Below are 11,134 nucleotides of genomic sequence, written 5' to 3' on the forward strand. Positions count from 1 at the left end.
TCGCTTAAAATAGGCAGAGCTGTGCATGTTTACTAAATAATAAATCAGCACCAGGAGAGACATGATGAATGAGTCTCGAGAATGGTCGTCGCAGTCGATTCAGGCCGAGATCAATGCGCTACGCCACAAACCAGGCGCGTTGCTGCCGATTCTTCATGCCCTCCAGGACCGCTTCGGCTTTATTCCTCCGGATGCCGTGCCTCTCATCGCCGAGTCATTACAGCTGACCAGCGCTGAAGTACACGGGGTCATTAGCTTTTATCACCACTTTCGGACCGCACCGCCGGGTCGCCACGTGGTGCAGATCTGTCGCGCCGAGGCATGCCAGGCCGTCGGCGCGCGCCAGCTTGAGGCTCACGCCAAAGCGCGCCTGGGCATCGATTACCACCAGACCACCAGCGACCGCGATATCACCCTTGAGGCCGTTTACTGTCTGGGCAACTGCGCCTGTGGCCCCTCCGTTCGCGTGGATAATGGCGTGCGCGGTCGGGTAACGCCTGAAGCTTTCGATGCATTATTGGATGAGCTGCAAACCAGGCCGCTGGAGGTAATCGCATGAGCATTCGTGTTTTCGTACCCCGAGATACCACCGCGCTGGCGCTGGGCGCCGATGCCATCGCCAACCGGCTGGCACGAGAAGCCGCTGCCCATGGTGAACCCATTACGCTGGTGCGCAACGGCTCACGCGGGCTTGCCTGGCTTGAGCCGCTGGTTGAGGTGGAAACACCCACCGGCCGCTTTGCCTATGGCCCGGTGGCACTTGCCGATATCCCCGCGCTGCTGGACAGCGGCATGCTGCAGGGCAGCATCACCCATTCATTGGCCCTGGGGCCAACCGAAGAGATCGATTACCTCGCTCGCCAGCAGCGCCTGACGTTCGCCCGTATTGGTATTACCGACCCACTCTCGATTGAAGATTACCGGGCGCATAGTGGGTTTCGCGGTCTGGAGGCAGCGCTGCAAAGCGCGCCACAGGACATTGTTGAGGAAGTAAAAGCCTCTGGGCTGCGCGGGCGCGGTGGGGCGGCGTTTCCTACTGGCATCAAGTGGCAGACGGTGCTGGACACACCGGCCGATCAAAAGTATATCGTCTGCAACGCTGATGAAGGCGACTCCGGCACCTTCGCCGACCGGTTGGTGATGGAGTGCGACCCCTACCTGCTGATTGAAGGCATGACGATTGCCGGGCTTGCAGTAGGCGCAACCCAAGGCTACATCTACCTGCGTTCAGAATACCCGCTGGCCAAGGAGATTCTTGACGAGGCCATCGCCCATGCCGAACAGGCCGGTTATCTGGGTGAGAACCTGTGTGGCAGTGGCCGCGTTTTTCATTTGGAAGTGCGCTTGGGCGCTGGGGCATACATTTGCGGTGAAGAAACCTCGTTGCTCGAAAGTCTGGAAGGCAAGCGCGGCCTGGTACGCTTCAAACCACCGCTGCCCGCTATTGAAGGACTATTCGGCCTTCCTACCGTGGTTAACAACGTGCTCTCGCTGGCCGCCGTGCCGTTTATCCTCGCTGAAGGCGCTGAGGCTTACGCCTCGCATGGCATGGGCCGCTCGCGGGGCACCTTGGCACTTCAGCTGGCGGGTAATGTTCAGCGCGGCGGATTGGTGGAACTTGCCTTCGGCACCACGCTGCGCACCCTGATGGAGGAGTTCGGTGGCGGCACGTTAAGCGACAAACCGCTGCGTGCCGTGCAGGTGGGAGGCCCGCTGGGCGCCTACCTGCCGGAATCCCAATGGGACTTACCGCTGGACTACGAAGCCTTTGCCGCCGAGAGCGCGGTGCTAGGTCACGGCGGTGTGGTGATGTTTGATGAGAGCGTGGATATGGCCGAACAAGCGCGCTTCTCGATGGAATTCTGCAAGGTGGAGTCCTGCGGCAAGTGTACGCCATGCCGTATCGGCTCAACCCGTGGCGTGGAAGTGATTGATCGTATCCGCGCCGACCAAAACCGCGAGGCCAACCTCGCCCTGCTCCATGACCTCTGCGAAACGATGGTGGATGGTTCGCTCTGTGCCATGGGGGGCATGACCCCCTTCCCAGTGCAAAGCGCCCTGAACCACTTCCCTGACGATTTTCAGCGGGCCGCGAACGGAGACAGATCATGATCGGACACTTTGACCCCAAACAGTACGCCAGAAGCGCCGCCCACGATAAAGACCTGGGCACGCCTTTCCCAACGGGTACGGCGCTGGTGAACCTGGAAATTGATGGTATTACCATCACGGTGCCGGAAGGCACTTCGGTACTGCGTGCAGCGGCGCTGGCCGATATTAATATTCCCAAATTATGTGCCACCGACAGCCTGGAGCCGTTCGGCTCTTGCCGGTTATGCGCCGTACAGGTAGAGGGCCGCCGTGGGCTGCCAGCCTCCTGCACCACCCCCGTGGTGGAAGGCATGCAGGTGACCACCCAGAACGAGCGACTCGCCAAACTGCGCCGCAACGTGATGGAGCTGTACATCTCCGACCATCCGCTGGACTGTTTGACCTGCCCGGCCAATGGCGACTGCGAGCTACAAGACATGGCGGGCAGCGTTGGTCTTCGCGAAGTACGCTATGGGTTTGACGGTGAGAACCATCTTCAGGCCACCAAAGATACCTCCAACCCCTACTTCAGCTTCGACCCCAGCAAGTGCATCGTCTGCTCCCGCTGCGTGCGCGCCTGCGAGGAAGTGCAGGGCACCTTCGCCTTGACCATCGACGGTCGCGGGTTTGATTCCAAAGTGGCCGCGGGGCAAGACGAAGCGTTTATGGATTCAGACTGCGTTTCGTGTGGCGCCTGTGTACAGGCCTGCCCGACCGCCACGCTGATGGAAAACAGCGTCATTGATCACGGCGTGCCGGACCGCAGCGTAGTCACGACCTGCGCCTATTGTGGTGTGGGCTGCTCGTTTGAAGCGCAAATGAAAGGTGACAAGCTGGTGCGCATGGTGCCCTACAAGGGCGGCGACGCTAACCACGGCCACTCGTGTGTGAAGGGGCGCTTTGCGTTCGGCTACTCCTCTCACCCCGACCGCCTGACCACGCCGATGATCCGCGACAGCATCGACCAGCCCTGGCGCGAGGCCAGCTGGGAAGAAGCCATTGGGTTTGCCGCTAATCGCCTAAAAGCGATTCAGGCCGAGCATGGCCGCGAGAGCATTGGTGGTATCACCTCATCGCGCTGCACCAACGAAGAGACCTACCTGGTGCAGAAGCTGATTCGCGCAGCGTTTGGCAATAATAATACCGACACCTGTGCACGGGTCTGCCACTCGCCCACCGGCTACGGCCTGAAAACCACGCTGGGCGAATCTGCCGGCACCCAGACCTTTGACTCGGTAATGAAAGCCGACGCGATTATCGTGATTGGCGCCAACCCCACCGATGCCCACCCGGTATTTGGCTCGTTGATGCGCAAGCGCCTGCGACAGGGCGCGAAGCTAATCGTCGCTGACCCACGCTCTATCGATCTGCTCAAAACGCCTCACCTGAGCGACGCCCAGCATTTGCCGCTGCGCCCTGGTACCAACGTCGCGCTGATCAACGCGCTTGGGCATGTGGTGGTCACTGAAGGTCTTGAAGACAAGGCGTTCGTGGCTAGCCGCTGCGACACCGAAGCGTACCAAAGCTGGCGCACGTTTATCGCCGACCCGCGCCACTCTCCGGAAGCCAGCGAAGCGATTACCAGCGTGCCCGCCGAGGCTGTGCGACAGGCAGCGCGCACTTACGCCACTGCTGGCAACGGCGCCATTTACTACGGCTTGGGCGTGACCGAGCACAGCCAAGGCTCCACTATGGTGATGGGAATTGCCAACCTGGCCCTGGCCACCGGCAATATTGGCCGTGAAGGCGTGGGCGTGAACCCGCTGCGCGGCCAGAATAACGTGCAAGGCTCCTGCGATATGGGCTCCTTCCCGCATGAGCTGCCGGGCTACCAGCACGTGGCCGACCCGATTGCCCGTGGCCGCTTTGAAAGCGTCTGGGGCGTCAAGCTCGACGATGAACCGGGGCTGCGCATTCCCAACATGTTCGATGCCGCCATCGAAGGAACTTTCAAGGCGCTTTACGTGCAGGGCGAAGATATCGCCCAGTCTGACCCCAACACGCAGCACGTTGAGGCTGCGCTGCGTTCGCTGGACTGCCTGATTGTTCAGGATATCTTCTTGAACGAGACGGCCAAATTCGCCCATGTACTTCTACCGGGTTCCAGCTTTTTGGAGAAGAACGGCACCTTCACCAACGCCGAACGACGTATCAACCGAGTACGCAAGGTCATGCCACCGCTAGCCGGTAAGCAGGATTGGGAAATCACCCAGGACCTGGCCAACGCGCTGGGCTACCCGATGCGCTACGCGCATCCTTCTGAAATCATGGACGAGATCGCTCAACTAACGCCGAGCTTTGCCGGGGTGAGCTACGAAAAGCTGGAAGTCTATGGCAGCCTACAGTGGCCGTGTAATGCCGAGTATCCTGAGGGAATGCCGACCATGCACGAAATCAACTTCCCCATTGGCCTCGGGCGCTTTGCGATTACCGAATACGTGCCCACCGAGGAGCGCGCCACCCGCCGCTTCCCACTGCTGCTCACCACCGGGCGGATTCTTAGCCAATACAACGTGGGTGCCCAAACCCGTCGCACCGACAACCAACACTGGCACGATGAGGACATATTAGAGTTGCACCCAAGCGACGCCGAGCTACGTGGCGTGCGCGACGGCGACTGGCTCGGCATTACCAGCCGATCAGGCCATACGGTGCTCCGTGCGCGGCTGAGCGAGCGAATGCAGCCGGGGGTGGTCTACACTACGTTCCATCATCCCGGTAGTGGCGCCAACGTGATTACTACCGATAATTCGGACTGGGCCACCAACTGCCCCGAATACAAGGTTACCGCCGTGCAAGTAGAAAAAGTCAGCCAGCCCTCCGCTTGGCAGCAGCGTTTCTCCTCCTTTGACAAGGCCCAGCGTGGCCACTTGGCCAAGGCGCAGCAGGAGGCGTCATGAGTGCAGTGCGTGAACGCGACGCACCCGCGCAACCGGCTGACGCCTTGGCGCGCCAGTCGGTTGAAGTCCACAGTAGCGCGGCCAATTGGCGCGCTACTGTGCAGGAGGACGCGCTAGCGCTAGAAGTGCCGGTAGCGATGGTCTACAACGGCATTTCCCATGCGGTCATGATGGCAAGTCCTTCGCATCTTGAAGATCTGGCCCTGGGGTTCAGTCTTTCTGAAGGCATCCTGGCCCACTCTCACGAGTGCTACGACCTTGAGCTTCATGAAGAGGCTCAAGGCCTGGCGGTTCACCTAAGCATTGCCAGCCAGCGGCTGGCCGAGCTTAAACAACGCCGCCGTAGCACAACCGGGCGTACCGGCTGTGGGCTGTGCGGTACAGAAGCCCTGGAGCAGGCCATTCGGCCCATCCCTACGGTGAGTGCACCACACCTTGACGACACAGCCATTCAGCATGCGCTTTGTACGCTAGATGACCATCAGCCTCTAAAGGAAGCAACAGGCGCCGTGCATGGCGCGGCCTGGTGTGATCTGCAGGGGCGTATACAAAGAGTGCGTGAAGACGTGGGTCGTCACAACGCACTGGATAAACTGATCGGTTCGCTGGCACGCGATGACGTACCACTCCAGGAGGGCTTTGTACTAGTTTCCAGCCGAGCCAGCTATGAAATGGTACACAAGTGCGCAAGCGTGGGGATCGGCGCGCTGGTTGCCGTCTCGGCAGCTACCGCCCTGGCCGTTGAACAGGCGCAGGCAGCAGGTCTTCTGTTAGCCGGTTTTGCACGCCCAGGCCGTCATGTAATTTATCACCGCCCTGTCACTGCCAAGGGCTGAGCCCTTTACCGCGTTGAGGAGAGACCCTATGTCAAACAACAACGATGCCAATTTGGTCCGTATGACTAACCAGATCGCCACCAACCTGGGCAGCGGTCGTGATGAAGAGGCAGCAGCAGCGGCTATCTGCCGTCACCTGGAAACCTTTTGGGCACGCTCAATGAAGCAGCGCCTTGTTGCCAGCCTGGCACTTGAGAGCGTGGAGTTTTCCCCCTTGGCACGCCGCGCTGCAACACTGCTGGCTACCCGGCTATCAGAACAGCAAGTCTCTCGTTAGCACATCACAATAAAAGCTCAATAACATTAGCTTTTAGTCTTGCCACAGCGACTTACACGAGAAGCTCAATGGTTTTAGCAAAAGTTAATAAAAATCATTATTTCCGTTAAAAATCGGACATTTCGAGTCTACTAGTTGCTATTTTAGAATATAAACCTGTTTCCATAACCCAAGTTAAGGTGTTTACCGAGCATAAGGTGCACTGTGTGGATGTGGTGGCCAAGGATGGCCCGTTTTTGGCAAAGATGCCGACCTACAGTTTAGCTGCCATGACCTTGTACCGCCTGGTCATGGCAGCTTTTTATTGCACTGCATTTTACTTTTTAACGTCACGTTACTTTGGCAGCCATGTCTCAATAGCGGCTGTCCCGCAGCGGATTTTCAACAGCGAACGTTCAAAGACAGCGTTTCAACCACTACGCCAGCGCTGCCTGAGGGCGCCGCTCATCCAGCATTCCTTTATCAAGAATAAAGCGAACAATCTCTTCAAGCCCTACGCCATCGTAAAGGTTGGTAAATACAAAGGGCCGCTCGCCGCGCATTTTCTTTGAATCACGCTCCATTACCTCTAACGACGCGTGCACCTGCTCGGCGATATCGATCTTGTTGATAATTAGTAGATCCGACTTGGTAATCCCCGGCCCACCCTTACGCGGAATTTTGTCTCCCGCCGAGACATCAATCACATAAAGCGTGAGGTCAGAAAGCTCGGGACTAAACGTCGCAGAAAGGTTATCTCCCCCAGACTCTACCAATACCAGCTCAAGCTTAGGATGGCGCGCCTGTAATTCATCGATAGCCGCCAGGTTCATCGAGGCGTCTTCACGAATCGCCGTATGCGGACACCCCCCGGTTTCGACGCCCAGAATGCGATCAGCGGCCAAGGCGTCATGCTTAAGCAGAAAGTCAGCGTCTTCGCGGGTATAAATATCGTTCGTCACCACCGCGATATCGTAATAGTCGCGCAGCGCCAGACAGAGCTGCTTGAGTAGCGCCGTTTTACCCGAACCAACGGGGCCGCCCACACCAATACGTAAACAGTGAGTCATGGTAAGTATCTCCTAACTTCTAAATAGGCGTGAATATTGAGTTTCGTGTAGGGCACTGGCTAGCGCCAGCCCCGGCAATATGGGGCCAAGGTCGTGATCGTCGAGCGTTAATGCTTCATCTACCGCGCTAACCAGCGGCGATCGCAGCTGTTCGATAATCCGCTGAGCGGCCGTATGCCCAAGAGGTAGCGCTTTACAGGCCACCGCCAGCTGGTTTTCAAGCCATGCCCAGGCAAACCCGATCAGCGCCTGACGAATGCTTACGCCTCGCGCATGGGCGGTAAACGCAAACAGCGTGACATAGCCCGGCTGAACCGGTAACAAGGACGGTAGTAAGCCCTCACTGGGTAGCAGGCCAAGGCTACCCAACAGCCGCTTGAGAGAGGCTCCCAAGCGACTGTCTTCAGCGGCAAGCTCGGCGGTTTCCCGCGTGGCACTCAGCCAACCATCCCACTGGGCAATCGCCGCGCTGTCGTGCTGCGTAAACGCCGTATATAAGCGGACAATTACCGGTAGTTCACAGCGGGTCAGGCCATCTTCCAGCACGCCGGAAAGCCACTCGGCCAACGTCTGCTCATCGTGAACCCAGCCAAGTTCAAAGGCACTTTCCAGCCCTTGAGAAAACGCAAAGGCCCCGATGGGCAGTGCCGGGCTGACTAGCTGCATCAGCCCGAGCAGGGCTAGATCAGGCTGGCTGCCCAACGCTGCGGATTCAGTGGGCATGGTGATGGCTGTGGTCGTGGTCGTGGTCGTGGTCGTGGTCGTGGTCGTGGTCGTGAGCATGCGAGTGCCTGTGTGAATGACCATGTCCACCCACCTGGTTATAGGCGCCCGGCTCTGGATCAAACGTGGCCGCGTGACGTTCAAGCGTTGCGCCCAGCAGTTCAGCCAGCTCCTCCAGCACGTGATCGGGCGGAAAGCGTACCCAGCCGCCGCGCTCGTCTTCGCCCAGCGCCAACTGCACATGACGGTTGCCCAAGTGGTAGGCCAACCGCGCCAGGGGTAAGCCAGCACTTACTCGTGCGGTCACTACCGGTTCAATGGCGGCGCATACGCGAATGACCTCGCCGCTTTCCGCTTTTAACCCTTCACCACTGCGCAGTACGGGGCCACGGTCTAAAAATAGCCCCAGCGCCTGGCCATTGTCGCTTTCGGCTTTTAGGCGCCCACGGATGCGCAGTTCAAAGGGAAGTGTGAGCGTATCGCTGGCTGCGCTTTCATCCACCGGGCCTAAACGTTCTATCAGTTTCAGCATCATTAACCTCTTAATCGCCCAATACATTGAACCTTTCCAATCAGCCTACGCCCTGCAGGAGCAGCTCCAGCTAGCGATGCAGTGCGCAGCGCTGCCGGGTTGGTGGCTAACACCATGTACCGCGCCATGCCAACCAAGGGCGGCTGCGCCGCCATCGCCGAGTGAACTCAGCTCCTACCGGTTAAAGTGCATGCATCCCCTGTAGGAGTAGCTTCAGCTAGCGATGCAGTGCGCAGCGCTGCCAAGGCTGGTGGCTAACACCATGCACCGCGCCCCGTCACCCAAGGGCGGCTGCGCCGCCATCGCCGAGTGGAACTCAGCTCCTACCGGTTAAAGTGCATGCCCCCCTGTAGGAGTAGCTTCAGCTAGCGATGCAGTGCGCAGCGCTGCCGGGGTTGCATCTAGAACAAATGATAACGCTGAGCCAACGGCAGCTCTGTGGCGGGCTCGCAGGTTAACAGCTCGCCATCGCAGCGCACTTCATAAGTCTGCGGATCCACGGTCAGCTCGGGGCAGGCATCGTTGAGCTTCATATCCTTCTTACGCACCCCGCGTACGTTCTTGCACGCGGCAAGCGTGCTCTGAAGCCCCAAGCGCTCCTTGAGGCCTGCATCAATCGCCGCCTGGCTGACAAAATTGAGCCGGGTCTGGCTGGCCGCGCGGCCAAAAGCGCCGAACATGCGTCGATAATGAACCGGCTGGGGCGTGGGGATTGAAGCGTTAGGGTCGCCCATGGGTGCTGCCGCGATCATGCCGCCTTTTAAAATCAGCGACGGCTTAACGCCGAAGAAAGCCGGTTTCCAGAGCACCAGATCGGCAAGCTTGCCTACCTCAATAGAGCCCACCTCGTGAGCGATACCGTGGGTGATCGCCGGGTTGATGGTGTACTTGGCGATATAGCGCTTGGCACGCAGATTATCGGCACCAAGCGCTTCATCTTCAGGCAGCAAGCCACGCTGTACTTTCATTTTGTGCGCGGTTTGCCATGTGCGGCAGACCACCTCGCCTACCCGCCCCATGGCTTGAGAGTCGGAGGCGATCATTGAGATCACGCCCAAATCGTGCAGGATATCTTCGGCAGCAATGGTTTCACGGCGAATGCGTGAGTCGGCAAACGCCACGTCTTCGGGAATGTTGGGGTCCAGGTGGTGGCAAACCATGAGCATATCCAGATGCTCATCAATGGTGTTCACCGTGTAGGGCCGCGTGGGGTTAGTCGATGACGGCAGTACGTACTCTTTGGAACACGCAGTGAGGATATCCGGCGCGTGTCCGCCGCCCGCGCCTTCAGTGTGGTAGGTGTGAATGCCACGCTCTTTAAACGCCGCCAAAGTATCTTCCACAAAGCCCGATTCGTTAAGCGTATCGGTGTGAATGGCGATCTGCACGTCATAGCGCTCGGCCACGCTCAGGCAGGTATCAATTGATGCGGGCGTTGTGCCCCAGTCTTCGTGAAGCTTGAGGCCCATGGCGCCCGCTTCCAGCTGGGCCTCCAAGGCTTCCGGCAGGCTGGCATTACCTTTACCCAGCAGGCCGATATTCATGGGCAGGTCATCCACCGCCTGAAGCATTTTGCCAATGTGCCACGCGCCCGGCGTACAGGTGGTGGCATTCGACCCGGTGGCCGGGCCGGTGCCGCCGCCCAGCATGGTAGTGACACCGCTCATCAGCGCTTCGTCTACCTGCTGGGGGCAGATAAAGTGGATATGCGCGTCGATGCCGCCCGCGGTCAGGATCTTGCCTTCGCCCGAGATAATTTCCGTACCGGGGCCAATCACGATATCCACATCGGGCTGCACGTCTGGGTTGCCCGCTTTGCCAATCGCAGCAATACGTCCGTTCTGTAGCCCCACATCGGCTTTGACGATGCCCCACCAATCGAGAATCAGCGCGTTAGTGATGACGGTGTCCATGACGGTTTCATCGTTACGTTGGCTCTGACCCATGCCATCGCGGATCACCTTGCCGCCGCCGAATTTGACCTCGTCGCCATAGTGGGTGGCGTCTTTTTCGACCTCAATCCACAGCTCGGTATCGCCCAGGCGCACCCGGTCGCCTACCGTGGGGCCGTACATATCGGCGTAGGCCTGCCGACTAATCTTGTTACCCGGTTTCATTGTTTATCTCCGTCCAGCGGTCCCATCACCTCGCCACGAAAGCCGTAGATCTCTCGCTTACCCACAAACGGAATCAGCGTGACTTCACGGGTCTGGCCAGGTTCAAAGCGGATTGCTGTGCCTGCGGCCACATCGAGGCGAAAACCGCGGGTCTTGTCGCGATCAAACACCAGCGCGGGATTGGCCTCAGCAAAGTGGTAGTGGGAGCCGAGCTGAATCGGCCGGTCACCGGTGTTCGCCACGTCCACCGTGATGCGCTCACGCCCCACGCATAGCTCAATATCATCTTCTTTTAACTGATACTCACCGGGAATCATCTACTTACTCCTTGTTTTGTTGTGAGGAGTAAGATGTGAGGAGTAATACCGCTTACCCCTAACCATTCACTCCTCACCCCTCACACAATAGGCGTGTGAACCGTCACGAGCTTGGTACCATCCGGAAAAGTGGCTTCGACCTGGACTTCGTCGACCATCTCGGCCACGCCTTCCATCACGTCATCACGGCTCAGAATCTCGCGCCCGTAGCTCATCAAATCCGCCACACTGCGACCGTCCCGAGCACCTTCGATAATCTCGAAACTGATCAGCGCGACCGCTTCGGGATAGT

11 protein-coding genes are annotated in these 11,134 nt (G+C 58.8%); 5 read left to right on the top strand and 6 right to left on the bottom strand.

All coding sequences use genetic code 11. The features are described 5' to 3' along the window. Positions 1-64 precede the first annotated feature (64 nt). The 5 genes from ACT3RQ_RS03525 to ACT3RQ_RS03545 are packed head-to-tail and all read left to right on the top strand — an operon-like array spanning position 65 to position 6,104. Positions 65-559, top strand: a complete 495-nt coding sequence (locus ACT3RQ_RS03525) for a formate dehydrogenase subunit gamma (RefSeq protein WP_087110744.1) — start codon at positions 65-67, stop codon at positions 557-559. Beyond that, positions 556-2,112, top strand: coding sequence for a formate dehydrogenase beta subunit (locus tag ACT3RQ_RS03530; protein WP_192527745.1), 1,557 nt, complete (start codon positions 556-558; stop codon positions 2,110-2,112). The genes ACT3RQ_RS03525 and ACT3RQ_RS03530 overlap by 4 nt, the downstream gene beginning before the upstream one ends. Continuing rightward, a complete protein-coding gene (gene fdhF / locus ACT3RQ_RS03535) occupies positions 2,109-4,991 on the top strand; it encodes a formate dehydrogenase subunit alpha (protein WP_087110740.1) in 2,883 nt (960 codons plus the stop codon). The genes ACT3RQ_RS03530 and fdhF overlap by 4 nt, the downstream gene beginning before the upstream one ends. Next, positions 4,988-5,827 carry a formate dehydrogenase accessory sulfurtransferase FdhD gene (gene fdhD, locus ACT3RQ_RS03540; protein WP_087110738.1) on the top strand — a complete coding sequence of 280 codons (840 nt, stop codon included), beginning with the start codon at positions 4,988-4,990 and terminating at the stop codon, positions 5,825-5,827. Before fdhF ends, fdhD begins: the two co-directional genes overlap by 4 nt. A 28-nt stretch (positions 5,828-5,855) precedes the next feature. Further along, positions 5,856-6,104 carry a formate dehydrogenase subunit delta gene (locus ACT3RQ_RS03545; RefSeq protein ID WP_087110736.1) on the top strand — a complete coding sequence of 83 codons (249 nt, stop codon included), beginning with the start codon at positions 5,856-5,858 and terminating at the stop codon, positions 6,102-6,104. A 416-nt stretch (positions 6,105-6,520) separates the two neighbouring features. Here ACT3RQ_RS03545 and ureG read toward each other — a convergent pair whose 3' ends face one another. The 6 genes from ureG to ureA form a co-directional block, all read right to left on the bottom strand. After that, positions 6,521-7,153 (bottom strand): urease accessory protein UreG, encoded by a 633-nt coding sequence (ureG, locus tag ACT3RQ_RS03550; protein WP_087110734.1) that lies wholly within the window; start codon positions 7,151-7,153, stop codon positions 6,521-6,523. A 12-nt stretch (positions 7,154-7,165) separates the two neighbouring features. Further along, positions 7,166-7,876: an urease accessory protein UreF gene (locus ACT3RQ_RS03555; RefSeq protein WP_087110732.1), complete on the bottom strand. Its 711-nt coding sequence runs from the start codon at positions 7,874-7,876 to the stop codon at positions 7,166-7,168. Then, positions 7,866-8,408 (bottom strand): urease accessory protein UreE, encoded by a 543-nt coding sequence (gene ureE, locus ACT3RQ_RS03560; RefSeq protein WP_444679997.1) that lies wholly within the window; start codon positions 8,406-8,408, stop codon positions 7,866-7,868. Before ureE ends, ACT3RQ_RS03555 begins: the two co-directional genes overlap by 11 nt. A gap of 401 nt (positions 8,409-8,809) precedes the next feature. After that, positions 8,810-10,525, bottom strand: a complete 1,716-nt coding sequence (gene ureC, locus ACT3RQ_RS03565; RefSeq protein WP_192527747.1) for an urease subunit alpha — start codon at positions 10,523-10,525, stop codon at positions 8,810-8,812. Further along, positions 10,522-10,842, bottom strand: a complete 321-nt coding sequence (locus tag ACT3RQ_RS03570) for an urease subunit beta (protein ID WP_087110727.1) — start codon at positions 10,840-10,842, stop codon at positions 10,522-10,524. Before ACT3RQ_RS03570 ends, ureC begins: the two co-directional genes overlap by 4 nt. Positions 10,843-10,922: 80 nt before the next feature. Next, positions 10,923-11,134 (bottom strand): urease subunit gamma (gene ureA, locus ACT3RQ_RS03575; protein ID WP_444625962.1); only part of this gene is annotated, 212 nt, incomplete at its 5' end.

The organism is Halomonas sp. AOP43-D1-4, assembly GCF_052446175.1.
Lineage (GTDB): Bacteria > Pseudomonadota > Gammaproteobacteria > Pseudomonadales > Halomonadaceae > Vreelandella > Vreelandella citrativorans.

Bases quoted from the DNA above. Each gene is read 5' to 3' on its own strand.
- fdhF (WP_087110740.1), top strand. From the start codon at position 2,109: ATGATCGGACACTTTGACCCCAAACAGTACGCCAGAAGCGCCGCCCAC.
- ureC (WP_192527747.1), bottom strand. From the start codon at position 10,525: ATGAAACCGGGTAACAAGATTAGTCGGCAGGCCTACGCCGATATGTAC.
- ACT3RQ_RS03545 (WP_087110736.1), top strand. From the start codon at position 5,856: ATGTCAAACAACAACGATGCCAATTTGGTCCGTATGACTAACCAGATC.
- ureE (WP_444679997.1), bottom strand. From the start codon at position 8,408: ATGCTGAAACTGATAGAACGTTTAGGCCCGGTGGATGAAAGCGCAGCC.
- ACT3RQ_RS03555 (WP_087110732.1), bottom strand. From the start codon at position 7,876: ATGCCCACTGAATCCGCAGCGTTGGGCAGCCAGCCTGATCTAGCCCTG.
- ACT3RQ_RS03530 (WP_192527745.1), top strand. From the start codon at position 556: ATGAGCATTCGTGTTTTCGTACCCCGAGATACCACCGCGCTGGCGCTG.
- ureG (WP_087110734.1), bottom strand. From the start codon at position 7,153: ATGACTCACTGTTTACGTATTGGTGTGGGCGGCCCCGTTGGTTCGGGT.
- ACT3RQ_RS03570 (WP_087110727.1), bottom strand. From the start codon at position 10,842: ATGATTCCCGGTGAGTATCAGTTAAAAGAAGATGATATTGAGCTATGC.
- ACT3RQ_RS03525 (WP_087110744.1), top strand. From the start codon at position 65: ATGAATGAGTCTCGAGAATGGTCGTCGCAGTCGATTCAGGCCGAGATC.
- fdhD (WP_087110738.1), top strand. From the start codon at position 4,988: ATGAGTGCAGTGCGTGAACGCGACGCACCCGCGCAACCGGCTGACGCC.